Origin of the sequence: Streptomyces klenkii (assembly GCF_003626645.1) — a bacterium.
Classification (GTDB): domain Bacteria; phylum Actinomycetota; class Actinomycetes; order Streptomycetales; family Streptomycetaceae; genus Streptomyces; species Streptomyces klenkii.
Genome location: NZ_RBAM01000010.1, coordinates 17657 through 36386, shown reverse-complemented (window position 1 = coordinate 36386; position 18730 = coordinate 17657). Strand labels below are relative to the sequence as shown.

General features: G+C 72.1%; 20 protein-coding genes. 10 read left to right on the top strand and 10 right to left on the bottom strand.

Annotation, left to right across the window (positions count from 1 at the left end):
- Positions 1-67: 67 nt before the first annotated feature.
- The 3 genes from D7231_RS23670 to D7231_RS23660 form a co-directional block, all read right to left on the bottom strand.
- Positions 68-466, bottom strand: a complete 399-nt coding sequence (locus tag D7231_RS23670) for a VOC family protein (RefSeq protein ID WP_120757553.1) — start codon at positions 464-466, stop codon at positions 68-70.
- 196 nt (positions 467-662) lie between these two features.
- Positions 663-1994 (bottom strand): alkaline phosphatase family protein, encoded by a 1332-nt coding sequence (locus tag D7231_RS23665; RefSeq protein ID WP_158673805.1) that lies wholly within the window; start codon positions 1992-1994, stop codon positions 663-665.
- A 117-nt stretch (positions 1995-2111) separates the two neighbouring features.
- Positions 2112-2483: an MmcQ/YjbR family DNA-binding protein gene (locus tag D7231_RS23660; protein WP_120757551.1), complete on the bottom strand. Its 372-nt coding sequence runs from the start codon at positions 2481-2483 to the stop codon at positions 2112-2114.
- A 488-nt stretch (positions 2484-2971) separates the two neighbouring features.
- On the opposite strand from D7231_RS23660, the gene D7231_RS23655 reads away from it, so the two are divergent.
- The 10 genes from D7231_RS23655 to D7231_RS23610 all read left to right on the top strand — a co-directional run bounded on the left by D7231_RS23655 (position 2972) and on the right by D7231_RS23610 (position 14128).
- Complete coding sequence (locus tag D7231_RS23655) at positions 2972-4012, top strand: methyltransferase (protein ID WP_158673804.1); 1041 nt, start codon at positions 2972-2974, stop codon at positions 4010-4012.
- A gap of 54 nt (positions 4013-4066) precedes the next feature.
- Complete coding sequence (locus D7231_RS23650) at positions 4067-5707, top strand: carbamoyltransferase family protein (RefSeq protein ID WP_120757549.1); 1641 nt, start codon at positions 4067-4069, stop codon at positions 5705-5707.
- Positions 5708-5774: 67 nt separating this feature from the next.
- Positions 5775-7460 carry an FAD-dependent oxidoreductase gene (locus D7231_RS23645; protein WP_120757548.1) on the top strand — a complete coding sequence of 562 codons (1686 nt, stop codon included), beginning with the start codon at positions 5775-5777 and terminating at the stop codon, positions 7458-7460.
- A complete protein-coding gene (cysC, locus tag D7231_RS23640; RefSeq protein ID WP_120757547.1) occupies positions 7457-8041 on the top strand; it encodes an adenylyl-sulfate kinase in 585 nt (194 codons plus the stop codon). The genes D7231_RS23645 and cysC overlap by 4 nt, the downstream gene beginning before the upstream one ends.
- The gene (cysD, locus tag D7231_RS23635; protein WP_120757546.1) at positions 8038-8958 is read left to right on the top strand and encodes a sulfate adenylyltransferase subunit CysD; all 921 of its coding nucleotides are present in this window, start codon (positions 8038-8040) and stop codon (positions 8956-8958) included. Before cysC ends, cysD begins: the two co-directional genes overlap by 4 nt.
- Before the next feature lie 2 nt (positions 8959-8960).
- Entirely contained in the window at positions 8961-10238 is a 1278-nt protein-coding gene (locus D7231_RS23630) for a sulfate adenylyltransferase subunit 1 (RefSeq protein WP_120757545.1), read from the top strand.
- 138 nt (positions 10239-10376) lie between these two features.
- Positions 10377-11822 (top strand): MFS transporter, encoded by a 1446-nt coding sequence (locus D7231_RS23625; RefSeq protein ID WP_120757544.1) that lies wholly within the window; start codon positions 10377-10379, stop codon positions 11820-11822.
- Positions 11819-12316, top strand: a complete 498-nt coding sequence (locus D7231_RS23620; protein ID WP_120757543.1) for a MarR family winged helix-turn-helix transcriptional regulator — start codon at positions 11819-11821, stop codon at positions 12314-12316. Before D7231_RS23625 ends, D7231_RS23620 begins: the two co-directional genes overlap by 4 nt.
- 52 nt (positions 12317-12368) lie before the next feature.
- The gene (locus D7231_RS23615; protein WP_120757542.1) at positions 12369-13220 is read left to right on the top strand and encodes a shikimate dehydrogenase family protein; all 852 of its coding nucleotides are present in this window, start codon (positions 12369-12371) and stop codon (positions 13218-13220) included.
- The gene (locus D7231_RS23610; protein WP_120757541.1) at positions 13217-14128 is read left to right on the top strand and encodes an ROK family protein; all 912 of its coding nucleotides are present in this window, start codon (positions 13217-13219) and stop codon (positions 14126-14128) included. Before D7231_RS23615 ends, D7231_RS23610 begins: the two co-directional genes overlap by 4 nt.
- A 28-nt stretch (positions 14129-14156) precedes the next feature.
- On the opposite strand, the gene D7231_RS23605 is transcribed toward D7231_RS23610, so the two are convergent.
- From D7231_RS23605 to D7231_RS23575, 7 genes are all read right to left on the bottom strand, one after another.
- Complete coding sequence (locus D7231_RS23605) at positions 14157-14687, bottom strand: hypothetical protein (protein ID WP_147449788.1); 531 nt, start codon at positions 14685-14687, stop codon at positions 14157-14159.
- A 49-nt stretch (positions 14688-14736) separates the two neighbouring features.
- Entirely contained in the window at positions 14737-15825 is a 1089-nt protein-coding gene (locus D7231_RS37730; protein ID WP_120757539.1) for a NucA/NucB deoxyribonuclease domain-containing protein, read from the bottom strand.
- Between the two features lie 375 nt (positions 15826-16200).
- On the bottom strand, positions 16201-17070 hold the full coding sequence (locus D7231_RS23595) for a class I SAM-dependent methyltransferase (protein WP_120757538.1): 870 nt from the start codon (positions 17068-17070) through the stop codon (positions 16201-16203).
- A complete protein-coding gene (locus D7231_RS23590) occupies positions 17063-17449 on the bottom strand; it encodes a VOC family protein (RefSeq protein ID WP_120757537.1) in 387 nt (128 codons plus the stop codon). The genes D7231_RS23595 and D7231_RS23590 overlap by 8 nt, the downstream gene beginning before the upstream one ends.
- Entirely contained in the window at positions 17446-17622 is a 177-nt protein-coding gene (locus D7231_RS23585) for a ribbon-helix-helix domain-containing protein (protein WP_106681186.1), read from the bottom strand. The genes D7231_RS23590 and D7231_RS23585 overlap by 4 nt, the downstream gene beginning before the upstream one ends.
- 119 nt (positions 17623-17741) lie before the next feature.
- Positions 17742-18308, bottom strand: a complete 567-nt coding sequence (locus D7231_RS23580; protein WP_120757536.1) for a YbaK/EbsC family protein — start codon at positions 18306-18308, stop codon at positions 17742-17744.
- A gap of 36 nt (positions 18309-18344) precedes the next feature.
- On the bottom strand, positions 18345-18671 hold the full coding sequence (locus D7231_RS23575; RefSeq protein ID WP_120757535.1) for a hypothetical protein: 327 nt from the start codon (positions 18669-18671) through the stop codon (positions 18345-18347).
- Positions 18672-18730: the final 59 nt, after the last annotated feature.

Sequence of the window (18730 nt, the reverse complement as noted above, 5' to 3'; positions counted from 1 at the left end):
GCTGCGCGGAACGGGGGAGGCGGCGGAGCCCGGAACGCGTCGCCGCACGCCGGGCCCCGCGGACGGGTTACGCGCCGGGCAGGGGCGCGAAGAGGTCGATCACGGTGCCGTCGGGGTCCTTGACGATGGCGTAGCGCTGGCCCCACACGGCGTCCCACGGCTTGAGGTGGCCCTCGTAGCCGGCGTCGACGAGCTCGGCGTACTTGGCGTCCACGGCCGCGGTGCCGGGGAACTCGAAGGCGATGGCGACGCGGTGGCCGCCGGTCGGGGCCTGCCACTGCGGGTCGTACGAGCGGATCGTGGCCGCCGTGTCCCAGGCGAGCCGGACGCCGCCGTCGAGCACCACCTCGACGTGCGGCGCCGCGTCGGCCTCGGCGGGAATCTCCACGCCCAGCAGGCGGTAGAACTCCAGCGACCTGGCCATGTCCTCCACGACCACCGCGAAGAGGGAAATCCTTGCTGACATGCGTTTCCTTTCCTGCACCTTCTTGCGCTTTCTTGCACTTTAAAATGGTCCTCCGGGGGACGGCCGTCTTCCGTCCGGGCCGGCCGGGCCGCGAAGTCCGAATGTGCTGGACCCGTGCAGGTTAGTGACCCATCGGCGGCCTTGGCCAATCGCTCTGTCGTCCCCGCGTGTCAACGCTTCCTATTGAGGGGCGATTTCAGGACAGCGGAACGCCGTCCCAATCCGACGGGACGTCACGCCCGAGCAGTTCGCACACGGTTGCGGGTATGTCGACGGGGGCCGCGATACGAGTGCGCTCGGCGCCGCCGGAGAAATCCGGGCCCAGCGCGGCCCAGTAGGAGTCGCGGCGGTGCCAGCCGCTCTGCCAGTCGCGGTGCACGTGGGAGGCCCACGCGGGATCCCCCAGCGGGAGGTAGCGCCAGTCCGCCGGCTCCAGGACGAGGTCCGGGGCCAGATGGACGGCCTCGCCCTCGTAGACCTCCTCCCGCCGGTGCACGGCCGCCAGGAAGGGCCTGCCCGTACGGGGGTTGAGCCGCTCCAGCAGCGCCGCCGCCACCTCCGAGCGCACCGCCTCGTAGTCCCGCTCGGCGACCAGGCCGTGCTTGTACCGTCCCCGCAGGTTGACGTTCACCCCGTGCGTGCCCTGCACCGCCTCGAAGGCCCGGCTGCGCGCCCACTCCGCGCGGCCGTCCGCGGCGTGGGAGAGGAAGCCGCAGGACTCCAGCTCGGCGTTGACCGAGTGGTAGTTGCGCAGCGGCCCGAACCCGATCTCCGAGAAGGCCAGGACGGTGGTGCGGTCGTCCGCCCGCTCCAGGACGTCCTGGATCACGCGGTCGCAGGTGCGGTACGCGGCCAGGACCGCGCTCGACTCCTCGTGCTCCGGCCCCCGTTCCAGCTCCTGCCAGTAGATGTGCGACGTCCGGTCGATGGAGGTGAGGTTGACGAGCACGACGTCGTGCTCCTCCAGCAGCGCGAGCGCCGCGCGGCCGCGCTGGACGTCCGCCTCCAGCAGGGAGGGCAGCAGCTCGTCACGGTCCTGGCCGGTCCAGAAGACCGATACGTCGTGGACCGGCCGCACGCCCTGCGCCGCCAGCGTGCGCTGAAGGCTCCGCGGGTGGCAGGCGTGGAGGGTGGCGTACATCGGATAGGTGATCAGCGAGCCGTCGAACGGCTCGGGCGGATGGGTGCCGAACAGGCCGATCGAGGCGAACCTGACGCCGGCGAACACCTCCTGCTGCCACAGCACCGGGTAACGGCGGTCCTTCGAGGTCAGCACCTGCGGGGCGTACTCGGGATCGTGACAGGTCCAGTACGAGTAGAAGCCGTGCCGCCCGGCCCGCCGCCCGGTCAGGACGCTCAGCAGGCCCGGCGGCTCGTACGGGGTGCCCTCCGCGCGCAGCGGACCGTGGACACCCTGCGCGCGCAGCCGGGCGAAGCCGGGCAGCAGACCCTTCGCGCACCATCGCCCGAGCAGCTCGGGCGCGGCTCCCTCGGTGATGACGACGACGACACGCTGGCGAAACGTCACGTGCGACTCCCTCGGTCTGCTGGGCAGTTGGCATACCGGTCATCGGAGAACGTGGGGGAGCGAGCGGGAGGAGGAGACAGGGGAGGGGATAAGGGGTGGAGACGAGGAAACGAAGGGTTACGCCGCGCGCAGCAGGCGCAGGCGATCGCGGGTCGCCTTCGGCAGACCCGACACCACACGGTCGTAAGAGTGTTCCACCATCTCCCGCACCTCCTCCACGGGAACGGTCCCGTTCAGGACAACCGTGTTCCAGTGGCGCTTGTTGACGTGATAGCCGGGCTCCACGGCCGCGTACTGCTCCCGCAGGTGCAGGGCCAGATCCGGCTCGCACTTCAGCGTGACCTGCGCGGGGCGCTCCTCGGAGGGGTCCTGGAGGATCGCGAACACCTTGCCCTCCACCTTGAACACTGCGGCCCCGGGGCCGAACGCCTCGTCGTCGAACGCCTCCGGCAGCTCCAGCGCGAAATCCGACAGTTCCTGCGGGGTCATGGGCAGTCCTTCTTCCGGTGGCGGGCGGCTGTTCCGCCCGCACGGGGCGGGTGGGGCCTGCCGCCAGCGTAAGTCCGCTCCCGGCCCGCGGTGCGCCCGGGCACGGCCGCTGATCCACGATGGCCGAAACCCGGCGGAGGGTTCCGGCCCGTACCGCACCACCGGCGGAGGCATTCTTGACGCGCCGCTCCGGCCGTTGCGAGAGTTTCCCCGGTCCCGCACTGCTGTCCGGGACCCGTTCGTCCTCCCGGAGCTGCCCGGTCGCAGCCCCGGTGTCCGCGCGCCTGAAGCGTGTCACTCCCTCACCCGAGCGGGCCGCGCCCGGCCCCGGCCGCCCCACCGCCGGTCACCCGGATCCCCCGGGGCCCGCCGGTTCACCCCGCGCCCCGGCCCCGCCGGCCCCACGGCCGCCCGGCCCCCGTTCGCCGCCCCCGGCCCCGCCGGGACCCATGCCGCCTGCCCCGAACGCCCTGTGGAGGAACCCCCGTATGACTGCGGAGCGGACGCACGACGACCAGGACCGCGCCGGCGCCGAGGCGACCGTCAACGACATCCTGCAAGGAGCCTGGAAGGCCCGCGCCATCCACGTGGCCGTAGAGCTCGGCCTGCCCGCCCTCCTGCAAGACGGCCCCCGGACCGTCGCCGACCTGGCCGCCGCGGCCGGCGCGCACGAGCCCACGCTGCGCAGGCTGCTGCGCCTGCTCGCCGCCTCAGGCATCTTCGAGGAACTCGGCCACGACGACCTCTACGGGCACAACGCCCTCTCCGAGGTGCTGCTCCCCGACCCCACCAGCCCGGTCGCCACCGACGCCCGCTTCCAGGCCGCCCCCTGGCACTGGCGGGCCTGGGAACGGCTCGCGCACAGCGTCCGCACCGGCGAGGCCTCCTTCGACGTCGCCAACGGCGTCTCCTTCTGGCAGCTCACCCAGCAGGACCCGCAGGCCCGGGAGCTGTTCAACCACGCCATGGGGTCCGTGTCCCTCGCCGAGAGCCGGCAGGTCGCCGAGGCCTACGACTTCTCCGGCGCGGACACCGTCGTGGACATCGGCGGCGGCCGCGGCAGCCTCATGGCCGCCCTCCTCGAGAGCGCCCCCGGCGCGCGCGGTGTCCTCCTCGAACGCCCCGAGGTCGCCGGCGAGGCCCGCGCCCTGCTGGAGAGCCGGGGCGTCGGCGAGCGCTGCGAGGTCCTCCCCGGCGACTTCTTCGAGACCATCCCCGCCGGCGCCGACCTCTACCTCATCAAGCACGTGCTGCACGACTGGGACGACGAGGACGTCCTGCGCATCCTCCGCCGCATCGCCGCCGCCATGGCGCCCGGCTCCCGGCTCCTGGTGATCGACAACCTGATCGACGAACGCCCCGCGGCCTCGACCCTCTTCGTCGACCTGCTCCTCCTCGTCCTCGTGGGCGGGGCCGAGCGGTCGGAGAGCGACTTCGCCACGCTGCTGGAGAAGGCCGGCCTGACCGTGGAGCGCTCGCTGCCCTGCGGCTCCGGCCCCCTGCGCATCGTGGAGATCCGCCGCGCCTGACCCGCACAGCGCGCCCGCCCGCATCCGACCACAGCTGTAAGGAGTGTCGACACTATGACGGTGCTGGGTCTGGGGGGCTCCGGACACGACTGGTCCTCCTGCGCCACCGACGGCCGGGAACTGGTCGCCGTCGACGAGGAGCGCCTGGTCGGCAGCAAGTACGGGCTCGGCGCGGACCTCCTGGCGGGCCTCAGCCGCCGCGCCTGCCTCGACGCCCTGGCCACCACGGCCGAGGACGTCGGCCACGTGGTCTGCTGCGAGCTCGTGCCCCGCCCCTTCTACCACTCGTTCCGCAAGCGCGCGACGGTCATCAACCACCACCTCGCCCACGCCTACAGCGCGTTCGGCGCCTCCGGCATGACCCGGGCCGCCGTCCTGGTCTGCGACAACTCCGGCAGCCTGGTCACCGGCCGGAAGGACGGGCCGGGCCCGCGCGAGGCCGAGACGATCAGCGGCTACACCGCCGACGAGTCCGGGATCCGCCTCGTGCACCGGGTCAGCGGGGCGCACCTCGTCGACGCGGCCTCCGAGAGCGCCTACTACCAGCCGGGCGAGACCGACAACTCCCTGGGCCACTTCTACCGCTCGGCCAGCCTCGCCCTCGGCCTGTCCTACACGGGACCGAAGACCCGCTACCCGGTCAGCGAGGACGGCAAGACCATGGGGCTCGCCCCGTACGGCGACGACCGCTTCACCGATCAGGTCGCGGAGCTCGTCACCCTGCTGCCCGGCGGCGGCGTGAGCATCTCGGCCGGCAAGGTCAACCACGTCTTCGAACGCCTCGTGGCATCGGGCGAGTTCGAAGACCGCGCGGCACTGGCCTACGCCGCCCAGGAAGTCCTCGAACGCGCCCTCGTGCACTGCGCGAACGACCTGCACCGCCGCACCGGCCTGACCGACCTGTGCATCGCCGGCGGCGTTGGCCTCAACAGCGTCGCCAACGGCCGCATCCTGCGCGAAACCCCCTTCGAACGCGTCTTCGTCGTACCTGCGGCGGGCGACAACGGCATCAGCCTGGGCTGCGCCTACTACGGCCTGCACCAGCTGGAAGGCAGGCCCCTGACCGGCCTCCCGGCGCTCCGGACGGCCTACCTCGGACCTGAATATCCCACCGCCAGGGCCGACGCCGCCCTCGCCGCCTCGGGCTTCACCGTGGAGACACCCGACGACCTGCCGGGCCGCGTGGCCGCCCTGCTCGCCGAAGGAAAGATCATCGGCTGGTTCGACGGCCGCTCCGAGTTCGGCCCCCGCGCTCTGGGACACCGCAGCATCCTCGCCGCCCCTTACCCCGCCTCGGTCCGCGACCACCTCAACGACCACGTCAAACACCGCGAATGGTTCCGCCCGTACGCCCCCGTCGTCCGCGAGGAGCGCGCCCGGGACTACTTCGACCTGGACCAGCCCTCGCCCTTCATGCTGATCGTCGCCCGCGTCACCCGGCCGGACGCCGTACCGGCGGCCGCACACGTCGACGGCACCGCCCGGCTCCAGACCCTGGGCGCCGGGCAGAACCCCAAGGTGCACGCCCTGCTGGGCAGGTTCGAGGAGCTCACCGGCTGCGGCGTGCTGCTCAACACCTCCTTCAACGTCGCCGGCCGCCCCATCGTCGAGACCCCCGAGGACGCCGTCGAAGCCTTCGCCGGCATGCGGCTCGACCACCTGGTGGTCGGCGACCGGCTGGCGACCAAGGCCTGACGGGCCGTATGCCGGAGACAGGCACTTCGGGGACAGGCATCCCCGAGACAGGGAGGAGACCCCAGCGGTGGACGTCCCGGTGCTCGTCGTCGGAGGAGGGCCGACGGGCCTGGCGACGGCGCTCTTCCTCGCCCGCCACGGCGTACGCTGCCTGCTCGTCGAACGGCACACCACCACCTCCGCGGTACCGCGCGCCACCCACGTCAGCCGGCGCTCCATGGAACTGTTCCGCGAGGCCGGCCTGGAGGAGGAGATCCGCCGGGCCGGGTTCGAAGTGGTGCGGGAAGGCGACCCCCGGGCCCGGGACCGGCCCGCCCGCTTCCTGCCCAGGGTCGTCCTCGGCGCCGCCTCCCTCGCCGGCCTGCCCCACGCCGAAGTGCTGGAGACCGGCGAGGAGGAGCTGGCCGTCCCCGGCCCCTGCGCCCCCTTCTGGTGCGGCCAGGACCGCATGGAACCCCTCCTCGCCGCGGCCGCCGCCCGCAACGGCGCCGACGTGCGCTTCGGGCACGAGCTCACCGGCCTGCGCACGGGCCCCGACGGCGCGCGGGCCGTCATCCGCGCCGGCGCCACCGGACGCTCCTACACCGTCGACGCCCGGTACGTCGTCGCCGCCGACGGCGCCCGGGGCGGCATTCCCGAACGCGTCGGCATCTCCCGCGAAGGGCACGGCACGCTCGCCCACCGCGTGAGCATCCTCTTCCGCGCCGCCCCCGGCGCCTGGGACAGGACACGCCGGTTCTTCATGTGCATGATCCGCAACCCTGGGTTCGACGGCGCCGTGATGGAACTCAACACCCCGGACCACTGGTGCGCCGCCGTGGACCACGACCCGGCGCTCGCCGAGCCGGACGGCACCTACGCGGAACGGACCTGCCGCGCACTCGTCCTGGCCGCGATCGGAGACGAACACGCCGACGCGGAGATACGCACCGTCTTCCACTGGCGAGCCCGGCACCGCATTGCGGCCCGCTACCGCGCCGGACCGGTCTTCCTCATCGGGGACGCGGCACACCTCCACCCCCCGTCGGGCGGCTACGGATCCAACGTCGGCTTCCAGGACGCGCACAACCTCGCCTGGAAGCTCGCCGCCGTCATCGGAGCGTGGGCGGGTCCCGGACTCCTCGCCACCTACGACCAGGAGCGCAGGCCCGTGGGAACCGCGACGGCACAGCAGTCCATGCTCCTCGACGGCGTCCCCCCGCAGACCCTCGGCGGCGCCACCCTCTGCGACCCCCGGACGCTGATCATGGGGTACCGCTACCGCTCCACCGCCGTCCTCGGCGCCCCGCCCGGCCCGGCGTTCCCCGGGACCTTCGCCCTGCGGGCGGACCCCGGCACCCGGCTGCCGCACCTGTGGCTGCGCACCGCCGCAGGCACCGAAGTCTCCACACTGGACCTCTGCCACGGCCGCCTCACCCTCCTCGCGGCCCACCCGGCCTGGGCACGGGCGGCCGACCGCCTCGCCGACGCGACCGGCCTTCCCGTACGCGGCCTGCACGTGGCCCCCGCCGGCGGCGACCTCGACGACCCCTCCGCGACCTTCACCGCGGTCTGCGGGACCGGGCCCGCGGGAGCCGTACTCGTACGGCCGGACGGCATGGTGGCCTGGCGCACGACGGGCGCCGTCCCGCCCGGACCGGAGCGGGCCCACGCGCTCCTCGTCTCCGTTGCGGAACGAATGCTGTCCCTGCCGGTACGGGACCGGGCACACATCGCGTACACCACGACTCGGCGAACCGGGAGCGACGGATGACCACCTCTCATTCCTCCTCGCACTCCTTCCACCCCTTCTGCACGTGCTGGCCGGGCGCCACCGTGTGGCTGACGGGCCTGCCGAGCGCGGGCAAGACCACCATCGCCCGGGCGCTGGCCGTACGGCTGCGCGGCGCGGGACGGCGGGTGGAGGTGCTGGACGGCGACGAGAACCGCGCGGTGCTCAACGCGGACCTGGGCTTCTCGCGCGAGGACCGGTACACCAACGTCCAGCGGGTCGGTCTGATCGCCGAGGTCCTGGCCCGCAACGGCATCGTCGCCCTGGTGCCGGTCATCGCCCCCTACGCCGACAGCAGGGAGGCCGTGCGCAAACGCCACGAGGCCTCCGGCACCGCCTACCTGGAGGTGCACGTCGCCACCCCGCTGGAGGTGTGCTCGGCCCGCGACGTGAAGGGCCTGTACGCCCGGCAGGCGGCGGGCGAGCTGTCCGGGCTGACGGGCGTGGACGATCCGTACGAGGTGCCGGCCGACCCGGACCTGCGGATCGCCGCGCATGAACAGAGCGTCGAGGAGTCCGCGCACGTTGTGCTCCGGCTCCTGCACGCGAAGGAACTCGCATGAACGCGCATGTCTCTGCCGATCCGTATGTCTTGTCGCATCTGGACGTGCTGGAGTCGGAGGCGGTGCACGTCTTCCGGGAGGTGGCGGGGGAGTTCGAGCGGCCGGTGCTGCTGTTCTCCGGCGGCAAGGACTCCATCGTGATGCTGCACCTGGCGCTGAAGGCGTTCGCGCCCGCGATGCCTCCGTTCGGTCTGTTGCATGTGGATACCGGCCATAACTTTCCTGAGGTGATGGCGTACCGGGACCGGGTGGTGGCCGGGCGGGGTCTGCGCTTGCATGTGGCGTCGGTGCAGGAGGCGATCGATGCGGGGCGGGTGCGGGAGCGGCCGGACGGGACGCGTAATCCTTTGCAGACCGTGCCGTTGCTGGAGGCGATCGGGGCGCATCGCTTTGATGCGGTGTTCGGTGGTGGGCGGCGGGATGAGGAGAAGGCCCGCGCCAAGGAGCGGGTGTTCTCCCTGCGGGATGAGTTCGGTGGTTGGGATCCGCGCCGGCAGCGCCCGGAGCTGTGGCAGCTGTACAACGGCCGCCACGCCCCCGGGGAGCATGTACGGGTCTTTCCGCTGTCGAATTTCACTGAGCTGGATGTGTGGCAGTACATCGCGCGGGAGAAGATCGAGCTGCCCTCGATCTACTTCGCGCATGAGCGGGAGGTCTTCGCCCGGGACGGGATGTGGCTGGCTCCCGGCGACTGGGGCGGCCCGCGTGAGGGGGAGAGCGTGGTGCGGCGGAAGGTGCGTTACCGGACGGTCGGTGACATGTCCTGCACCGGCGCCGTCGACTCCACCGCGGCCACGGTCGCCGAGGTCATTGCCGAGATCACTGCGTCCCGTCTGACCGAGCGCGGCGCGAGCAGAGCTGACGACAGGCTCTCCGAGGCCGCGATGGAAGACCGTAAGCGCGAGGGGTATTTCTAACCATGACCACGTCTGTGACTGATGATGCGGCGACGTCGCTGCTGCGGTTCGCCACCGCCGGCTCCGTCGACGACGGCAAATCCACCCTCGTCGGCCGCCTCCTGCACGACTCCAAATCCGTCCTGACCGACCAGCTCGAAGCCCTCGCACACGCTTCCCGCGACCGCGGCACCGGCGCCCCCGACCTGGCCCTGCTGACCGACGGCCTGCGCGCTGAGCGCGAGCAGGGCATCACCATCGACGTCGCCTACCGCTACTTCGCCACTCCCCGCCGCCGTTTCATCCTCGCCGACACTCCGGGCCACGTGCAGTACACCCGCAACATGGTCACCGGCGCCTCCACCGCCCAAACCGCCGTCGTCCTCGTCGACGCCCGCAACGGCGTGGTGGAGCAGACCCGCCGGCATCTCGCCGTAGCAGCGCTCCTGCGTGTCCCGTACGTCCTGCTGGCGGTCAACAAGATGGACCTCGTGGGCTACGCGGAGGCCGTCTTCGCCGCCATCGCCGCCGAGTTCACCGCCTACGCGCGCGGGCTCGGTGTCTGCGAGGTGACGGCCGTCCCAGTCTCCGCCCTCGCGGGAGACAATGTCGTCACCCCCTCCGCGCACATGGACTGGTACGGCGGCCCCACCGTCCTGGAGTACCTGGAGACGGTGCCGGTGGTCACCGACCCGGCCGCCGAACCCGCACGCTTCCCCGTCCAGTACACGATCAGGCCCCAGACCACCACCCACCCGGACTACCGCGGCTACGCCGGCCGGATCACCTCCGGCGTCCTGCGCGTCGGCGACGTCGTCACCGTCCTGCCATCAGGGCACACCAGTACCATTACCGCCATCGACACCCTCGGCCACAGCGCCGACATCGCCTGGGCGCCCCAGTCCATCACCCTCCACCTCGCCGACGACCTCGACGTCTCCCGCGGCGACCTCATCACCCCCGCCGCCAGCGCCCCGCAGATCACCCAGGACGTCGAAGCCACCGTCTGCCACCTTGCCGACCAGCCGCTCCTCCCCGGCGCCCGCGTCCTGCTCAAACACATCACCCGCACTGTCCGCGCCCTCGTCAAGGACATCCCCTCCCGCCTCACCCTCGAAGACCTCTCCCAGCACCCCAATCCCGGCCGCCTCAACGCCAACGACATCGGCCGCGTCACCCTCCGCACCGCCGAGCCCCTCGCCCTCGACCCCTACGCCACCTCCCGCCACACCGGCTCCTTCCTCCTCATCGACCCCGCCGACGGCACCACCCTGGCGGGCGGAGTGATGGACACTCGTTGAATCCCGTAGCGAAACCCGTAGCGAGTCCCGTGGAGCTGCTCCGAACGCCCTTTCCGGAAGGCCTAGTTCTGAAGGATGAGCTCATCGGTCCGGTGGTCCGATTGAGTAGCCGGCGCACACTGAGGAGGATGGCGTCCCATGTCACACTTAACTTCCGGGCTGGACTCCCCCCGGACCGGGCGACGCAGTGCAGGGCCGGCATGGGTGGCTGTACTGGCCGCGTGCGTAGGGCAGTTCGTCGTCATCCTCGACGTCTCGGTGATCAACGTCGCCCTGCCGTCCATCCGTTCGGGCCTCGGCATCGGTGAAGCGAGCTTGCAGTGGGTGGTCAACGCCTACGTCATCACCTTCGCCGGGTTCCTGCTGCTGGGCGGCCGGTTCTCCGATCTCTTCGGCCGCAAGAAGGTGTTCCTCCTCGGGCTGGGGGTGTTCACGGCGGCGAGCCTGCTGGGCGGCCTCGCCCAGTCACCGTGGATGCTCATCGTGGCCCGCGCCCTCCAGGGCATCGGGGCCGCCGTGCTGTCGCCCGCCACCCTGACCATCCTCACGACGACGTTCCCCGAGGGGAGCGGCCGGGTCCGGGCCGTCGCCGCGTGGACGGCGGTGGGCACGGGAGGCGGCGCGGCCGGCGGCCTCATCGGCGGCCTGCTCACCGACTACCTGTCCTGGCGCTGGGTCCTGCTCATCAACGTCCCGCTGGGCCTCGTCGTGATCGTGGCGTCGGCGGTGTGGCTCGCGGAGAACAGGAGCGGTGACGCCGCGGCGCGCCGGCTGGACCTGCCCGGAGCGGTGCTGGCGACGCTGGGCGTGGGAAGCCTGGCCTTCGGCATCTCGCAGAGCGAGACGCACGGCTGGAGTTCGGCCCGGTCGTTCGTGCCCCTGCTCGCCGGTGTCATCGCGCTCCTGGCCTTCATCGCCGTGGAGCGCCGGGCGCGCGAGCCGCTGACGCCCCTCGGCATCTTCCGCGTACGGACGGTGTCCGTGGCCAACGTCATCACCGTGATCAGCGGCATGGCCTTCTACGCGATGTGGTACTTCCTCTCGCTCTACATGCAGAACGTCCTGGGCTACTCGGCCGTCGAGACCGGCCTCGCCCTGCTGCCGCACACCGCCTCCATCATCCTCTCCGCACAGTTCGCGCCCCGGATCATGCGCCTGGTCGAGGGGCGCGTCCTGCTCGCGCTCGCAGGCCTGCTGACGGCAGCGGGATTCTTCTGGCAGTCCGTCATGGGGGCCGACGGCACGTTCCTGGGCACCCTGCTGGGGCCCGGCATCGCCTTCTCCTTCGGCGCGGGCCTGATGATGACGCTGCTGGCGGTCTTCGCCACCTCCGGCGTCGGCCCGTCCGAGTCGGGGCTCGTGGCGGGGCTCGCCAACACCTCGCGCACCATGGGCGGCGCGCTGGGGCTGTCCGTCCTCGCCTCGGTCGCGGCGAGCCGCACGGCCGGTGCCGGGGGCGGACCCGAGGCGCTGGCCGAAGGGTACGGGCGCGCGTTCCTCGTGTCCGGTGTGATCATCGTGGTGAGCATGCTCGCCATCGTGTTCCTGCCCAAGTCCCGGCAGACCTCCCAGGAGGTCTCGTGAGCCCTGACGCGCCGCCCGTGCCGGGCCGGCTCACCGGCGAGCAGGAGCACACCTGGCGGAACTTCGTGCACGCCACCCGGCTGGTGGAGGACTACCTGGACCGCTGCCTGCAACGGCAGGAGGGCGTGCCCCACCTCTACTACGGGCTGCTCTTCCTGCTCTCCGAGGCCCCGCGCCGGCGGATGCGCATGACCGAGCTGGCACGCCGCGCCAAGATCACCCGGCCGCGGCTGTCGCACGCCGTCGCCCGCCTGGAGAAGCTCGGCTGGGCGCGCCGCGAGGCGTGCCCGGGCGACCGGCGGGGCCAGGAGGCCGTCCTGACGGACAGCGGCCGGGAGATGGTCGCGCGGGCGACTCCCGGCCATGCCGCCGCCGTGCGCACGGCGGTCTTCGACAGCCTGACCCCGGAGCAGGCAGGCCAGCTGAACAGCATCTGCCGGACCATCGAGGCGGGGCTGGACCGCGAGGGGGCCGACCTGCCCTGGCTGCGCTGAGGGATACGGGACCGGCCGGCGTCCTGCCGGCCGGGGGAGGAGGGCGAACAGTATGAGTGACTCCGTACCGGGGCCGGCCCCGGGCGCAGACGGCCCGGAGATCTCGGGGACGACACGGCTGTTCGCGGTCATCGGGGACCCCGTGGCACAAGTGCGGGCCCCGGGACTCCTCAACCCCCTCTTCCGGCGCCTCGGCACCGACGCCGTCCTCGTCCCGGTCCACGTCCGCCCGGAGGGCCTCGCCGAGGTCCTCCAGGGGCTCCGGAGGACCGTGAACCTGGACGGACTGCTGATCACCGTCCCGCACAAGGCGGCCTGCCTGCGGTTCGCCGACGACGTCAGCCCTACCGCCGCGCTGAGCGCCTCCACCAACGCGATGCGCAAGGACGCCGACGGGCGCTGGCTCGCGGAGAACTTCGACGGGGAAGGCTTCGTCCGGGGCCTGCGCGCGGCGGGGTACGACCCGCGCGGGGCGCGCGTCGCCCAGGCGGGAGCGGGCGGCGCGGGCAGCGCCATCGCCGTGGCGCTGCTCGCCGCCGGGGCCGACGTCGCCGTCTGGGACCGGGACCCGGCCCGCGCGGACGGCCTCGCCGCCCGGCTCGCCGCACGGTGGCCCGGCCGGATCACCGCCACGAAGGGCCTCGTGGCCGCCGACATCACGGTCAACGCCACCCCGATGGGGCTGCGCCCGGACGACTCGCTGCCGTTCGACCCGGCAGGCCTCGCGCGCGGCACCGTCGTCGCCGACATCATCATGAAGCCGCGCCGCACGGCTCTCCTCCGCGCCGCCGAGGAGTCGGGCCTTCCTGTGCATTACGGCGAGCCGATGCTGACCGAACAGCTCCCTCTCTACCGCGAGTTCTTCCGGATCGGCGCCCCCGGCGACCCCACGGGCGCGTCATGAGCGTCCTGGGCATCGATCTGGGGGGCACCAAGGTGGCGATCCGGCTGGAGCCCGGTGCCGGAGCGGAGGCCGCCCAGAGCGTGTTCCGGTGGCCCGCGGGCGGCGGCCCTGTCGCCGATCTGACCGCCCTCGCCGCCGCCGTGGAGGCGCTGTGCCAGGCACGGGCGGATGATCCGGTGACCGGCGTGGGCGTCGCCGTACCCGCGACCCTGGACGCCTCCGGCCGCGTACGGGGCTGGCCGAACCGGCCCTCGTGGCAGGGCCTCGACCTCGTACGGGAGCTGACGGGCCTGTGGCCGGAGGCCGAGGTGCGCCTGGCGGACGACGGCGACCTCGCCGCGCTGGCCGAGGCCGGGGCGGCCGGATGCCCGGACCTCGTCCACCTCGGCGTCGGAACGGGCATCGGCGGCGGCATCGTGCTCGGCGGCGTCATCCGCCCCGGCACGGAGCGGGGCTCCTGCGAGGTCGGACATGTGATCGTCGACCGGGCGGGGGAGCGCTGCGACTGCGGCCGGCACGGCTGTGTGCAGTCCGTCGCCTCGGGGCGGGCGGTCCTCCGGCGCGCCGCCCGGCGTCGCGGCCACGACGTCGGGTTCGACGCACTGCGGGATGCCTGGCAGGGGGCGGAGCCGTGGGCCCTGGAGACGGTGGGGGAGAGCGCCGCCGCCCTCGCCGCCGCCGTCGTGAGCCTGTGTGAACTCGTGCGTCCCCGGCTCGTCACGATCGGCGGCGGCTTCGCCGCGGGCCTGCCGGGCTACGTGGAGGAGGTCGCCCACCGGGTCCGGCAGCTCGAACGACCGGAAGGCCCGGAGATCCACCTCCGTCCCGCCGCGCTCGGCGCACTGTCGTCCCTGGACGGCGCGGTGCTGCTGGCCCGCGGACCAGCACCGTCCGCGCGCTGCGGGTGACTTTGAACGACTACGAATACGACTACGCCTAGCCGTCGGCGGCCTCGCGGCGCCAGGTCTCTCCCAGCTCGTCGCTCAGCTTGCGCGCGTGCGGCGGGGCCTCGGGCGCGGGCCAGACCTGGATCAGATGCTCCTCGACCGGGACCGGCCCGCTCCCGCCGTCGTCCGCGCCCAGGTCCCGGCCGCGCACGCTCACCCGCATCCGGTACGTGCCGGGCCCGGACCAGGCGAGGTCGGGCAGCCCGGCCGGCCGGCCCTCCACGTTGTGCACGTGCGCGGTGCCGGTCGCGGTGTAGCTGTCCTCGACGACGTCCTCCCACGCGGTGTCGTCGGCGGCGGGAGCACCGCTCCACAGCTCCACGCGGATGCCGATGTCCCCGTGGTCCGTACCCGTGATGACCAGCGCACCGTCGGTGCCCGCGGCGAACAGGCCGGTGGCGGCCACCTCGCCGGTGCCGGGAACGCTGTCCTGCGCGTCCTCGGCCTCGGGGCTCAGGATCGCGTACTGGCCCTCGGGAACGGACAAGCGGGCCGTGGCGGCCCCGATCAGGTCCGGCACGACCCGCTCCATCCTCTGAACTGCGGCTACTCAGGGCTACTCGGTGGGGCTACTTGGTGATCTCCACCCAGAACTCATCGTAATCCAGCACCCGGTTCTGCATGATGAACTTGCCGCGGTACTTGAACCCGCCCTCGGTGCGGTTCTCGCTCAGCGGCACCGGAGCGGTGGAGTAGTCCGGGTTGACCGCCGCGCCCTCGTAGCTGCCCGCGAACGGGTACTCGTCGCAGCTCTTGGGCTTGTAGCGGTTCTTCACGGCCGTCGTGCACGCCGTGTCCCGGTTCGCCCTGGACAGGTCGCCGTTGGGCAGCCTGTGCAGCGGATATCCCTTGTTCACGGCGCCCCAGGGCTTCTTCAGTTTGTGCTGGGCGTCCTCGATGTGCTCGGCGACGCCCTTGACCGCCTTGTCGCCCTTGCTCAGCCGGTAGACGGGCTTCACCAGCGGGTGCACGCAGCCGCGGCCGATGTTGCCGATGTTCTTCGCGCTGTCGCAGCGGACCGGAGCGATGTTGCCGAGCGTGAAGTGGGCCTTCTCGGGGCTGGACGGGTGGCTGACCGTCACCTTCGTCTGCGGCGCGTGCCCCACGAGGGCGTCGCCCGGGGAGGTCACCTTGAACGTGTACGTGTTGGTGGTGGCGCCCCAGATGCCCCAGAACACCTTGGGCCCGATGACGCCGGGCGCCGAGGTGCAGCCGTTCCCCTGGGAGGCCTTGCAGTCCACTTCGGCGCTGGCCATCGTGCCGAACTTGGCGACGCCGAAGGACCTGACCATCTTCAGCACCGCCTCCTGCTCCCAGGTGGCGGACTTGTAGTTGAGCCTCGTCTTGTTCTTCGCGTCGAACAGGGCCGTGCCGATGACCTTCCCGCTCGGGATCTCCACGATCGAGACGATCAGGTACTTCTCGGCGCAGGAGGAGAAGCGGTCGGAGACCTGCTCTCCGACCCGGCACCCCGCCGCCTGGGCGCTCAGCGCGGCGTCCTGGGGTATCTCCGAGGGCAGCGCCTCCCGGATCTCGATCCTCGTCTTCTGCTGCTTCTGCTGCTCGTCCTGCCCCTGGGCTGCGGCGGCCGGCGAGGCGGCGCCGAGCGCCAGCGCCCCTGCGGCCGCGGCCGCCAGCAGTGTTCCGCGTGCTGCCAAGAGTTCCCCCTTGAGTCGGCGCACGGCCGAAAACCGGCCGCGCGATCGTGTGCACGACAACAGGCGGTGCATGCTACCCGGGGGGAACCCGGCTCACGACGGGGTTGGTGGGGATACCGCGAAAACAGGAAAGTCCACTGGCCGGAGCGTCCGTACGGGCTCAAGTGGAGGAAAGTCAGCCGGATTTGAGGTTTGCGTGGCGGGAATTGTTTCCGCAGGCCGTCGGCGCGGCCGACGTGATCGGCGTGGGCGAGGTGGGCGGTGATGTGCCCGCCGCGCACCTTGAGTATTACGCAACATCTCTACGTATTGGCTGAATATCGATGTGGGCGAGCCCTGCCGCAGAGCCGCTTCCGGCGTTGCGTTGCCCGCCGGCTACACCTCGGCGACGAGGAACTGTTCGGCCCGGGGTGGGCGCAGACCGTCGGGGCGGCCGGCGAAGTAGCGAGCGGCCAGGTCATCGGGGGATACGTGCACGGCCTTCGTGAACCCCGCCTCCAGAGCCGCTTGCCGCATCTCGTCAGGTGAGTACAGGCTGATGAACGGGGTGCCCGATGCGGCGGCGTTGCGCATCGAGAACTCCTGGACCTGCCGCTGGTCCGGGTCGAGCATGTCGAGCGGCAGCAGGAACGTCGTGGCGAACACGGAGCCGGGCGCGAGCGCGGCGACCTGGCGCAGCGTCGCGGCATTGGTTTCGCGCGTGAGGTACATGCTGACGCCGGTCGACGCGACGGCCGCCGGCTTCTGCGGATCGAACCCGGCGGCGGTCAGCCGTTCCCACCACGAGTCGCCGGCCTCGAAGTCGACGGGCACGAAGGTCAGCCAGGACGGGACGTCGTAACCGAGTGCGGCCAGGCGCTGCCGCTTCCACGCCTGCGTGGCCGGCTGGTCGACCTCGAACACACGGAGGCGGGAGCCGAGTCCGGGGCGCCGCTGGGCGAAGGAGTCCAGGCCCGCGCCGAGGATGACGTACTGTGCCGCGCCGGCGTCGGCGCGTTCGGCGACGAGGTCCTCGACGAAGCGGGCGCGGGCGACGATGGACGCGCGGACGCCGTCTACGCCCGGCATGGTCATGTCGCCGCGCTCGCGCCAGTCCTGCCCGGGGTCGGCGAGCCGCAGCCCGATCTCGTCGTCGAGTACGTGGGGCGGGGCGTCGGCTTGGACGTGCAGGGCGCGCCACAGGGCGACGCGTACGGCGGTGTGGTCGGGTTCGTACTCGCGGGAGAGGTGCTGCCCGTCATCCATGGTGCTGTCCCTCCGCGACGTCGTTTCTGTCCTTGTCGTCGAGGAGCGGGGATTCGAGAGCGACGATCCGCCCGTCGGGGTCCCGGACCAGTGCCTGCCGGACGCCCCAGTGCGTCGGCGTGAACCGCTGGGCGAAATCCGGTGCGCGGCCGGGCGCGAAGGTCTCGGCGTCGGCCACCTTGAGTACGGGGTGGGTGACGAGCTCGCGTTCGTGCTGCTCAACGATGAACACGTAGGGCCCGCCGCCCGGATGGGACCAGTGCCCGGAGCCGTGGCCGGTCTCCAGCACGTTCTCGAACCCGAGCGACTTCCAGAAAGCAGCGGTCGCACCGTAGTTGCGGGTCTCGACGAGGAACCCCTCGATGCCGTCAGTCGTCATGCACGCTCTCCTTCCTTCCCAGCGCCGGCGACGCGCTGGAGGTACTCGGTCAGCGCCGTCTCGACGATCGCGGAGAGCGACCGCTCGGTGTCGACGGCGTGGTGCTTGACCTCGCGGACGAGGTCGACGGGCAGGTAGACGTTGAACTGCTTCACCTGTCTCTCGGCAGCCATGGTTAGGATGCTAGCAATCTAGAGACGTGCCGGGGTAGTTGTTAACGGCATCTGCGGGAGACGGGCCGGGACCGGCGGCGGCGCCCCGGTTCCGGCCCCGTAGTCGCGGCCGGCCGTGCTCAGCAGGCCAGACCGGCGACGACCTCGGCGTTCGGCAACCGCGCCAGGAGCGCGCCGGGGAGGATCAGCTTGCTCCGGCGCTTGCCGCTGCCGATGAGGACGAACGGAGTGGCGGCGACGGCCTCGTCGACGAGCAGGGGCCATCCCCCCGGCAGGCCGACGGGGGTGATCCCGCCGTACTCCATGCCCGTCTCCGCCACGGCCGTGTCCATCGGAGCGAACGACGCCTTACGGGCGCCGAAGTGCTTGCGCACCGCCGAGTTGACGTCGACGCGTGTGGTCGCGAGGGCGACGCACGCCGCGTGCGTCACCACCCCGCCGCGTTTGGCGGCGATGACGACGCAGTTCGCCGAGACATCCGGCGGGACCTCGTACGCCGCGCAGAAGGCCGCGGTGTCGGCCACTTCCGGATCGGTGTCGACGACCAGCACGGACTCGGCGAGCCCGGTGCCGCCCCACTGCCCGAGCGCCGTGGCCACGGGCTCCGCGAGGAGGTCGGGCCGGCTCGCGGCGGGCCATGACGCGTCGAAACGGCCGAAGGGGACGGCCGGCGAAGAACGGATCATGAGGCCATGGTAGGCCGCGCCCCGCGGCCGCCTGCGCTACGCGGAGGCCGCCTGCTCCCGGCGCTTGCCTCGCCACCACGTGACGGCGGGCGCCGCGAGGCCGGGAAGCAGGGACAAGCCCGTGGCCCACACCGGCACGCGGAGCAGCACCGGTTCCCTGCCGATCAGGAAGAGCACCAGGAGCACGGCCGACAGGGCGCAGGAAAGCAGCATCCAGCGCCACACCGGCCAGTGGAGGACAACACGCCAGTAGGGCGTGAACGTCATCAGTGCGCCGAAGAGGCAGACCGCCGCGACCGAGCCGGGGACCAGCCCGGCCTCGGCGGTCCAGCCGATGAGGTGGCTGCCCAGCAGCAGTGCCACGGTCCCCGCGTAGGCGTGCCGCGCGAGGAGCCCGGGAGTGTTCCGCGGCGGGCGGGACG

Coding starts and splice junctions, on each gene's coding strand:
- D7231_RS23670 (WP_120757553.1), bottom strand. CDS start 466: ATGTCAGCAAGGATTTCCCTCTTCGCGGTGGTCGTGGAGGACATGGCC.
- D7231_RS23660 (WP_120757551.1), bottom strand. CDS start 2,483: ATGACCCCGCAGGAACTGTCGGATTTCGCGCTGGAGCTGCCGGAGGCG.
- D7231_RS23655 (WP_158673804.1), top strand. CDS start 2,972: ATGACTGCGGAGCGGACGCACGACGACCAGGACCGCGCCGGCGCCGAG.
- D7231_RS23650 (WP_120757549.1), top strand. CDS start 4,067: ATGACGGTGCTGGGTCTGGGGGGCTCCGGACACGACTGGTCCTCCTGC.
- cysC (WP_120757547.1), top strand. CDS start 7,457: ATGACCACCTCTCATTCCTCCTCGCACTCCTTCCACCCCTTCTGCACG.
- cysD (WP_120757546.1), top strand. CDS start 8,038: ATGAACGCGCATGTCTCTGCCGATCCGTATGTCTTGTCGCATCTGGAC.
- D7231_RS23630 (WP_120757545.1), top strand. CDS start 8,961: ATGACCACGTCTGTGACTGATGATGCGGCGACGTCGCTGCTGCGGTTC.
- D7231_RS23625 (WP_120757544.1), top strand. CDS start 10,377: ATGTCACACTTAACTTCCGGGCTGGACTCCCCCCGGACCGGGCGACGC.
- D7231_RS23615 (WP_120757542.1), top strand. CDS start 12,369: ATGAGTGACTCCGTACCGGGGCCGGCCCCGGGCGCAGACGGCCCGGAG.
- D7231_RS23610 (WP_120757541.1), top strand. CDS start 13,217: ATGAGCGTCCTGGGCATCGATCTGGGGGGCACCAAGGTGGCGATCCGG.
- D7231_RS23595 (WP_120757538.1), bottom strand. CDS start 17,070: ATGGATGACGGGCAGCACCTCTCCCGCGAGTACGAACCCGACCACACC.
- D7231_RS23590 (WP_120757537.1), bottom strand. CDS start 17,449: ATGACGACTGACGGCATCGAGGGGTTCCTCGTCGAGACCCGCAACTAC.
- D7231_RS23585 (WP_106681186.1), bottom strand. CDS start 17,622: ATGGCTGCCGAGAGACAGGTGAAGCAGTTCAACGTCTACCTGCCCGTC.
- D7231_RS23580 (WP_120757536.1), bottom strand. CDS start 18,308: ATGATCCGTTCTTCGCCGGCCGTCCCCTTCGGCCGTTTCGACGCGTCA.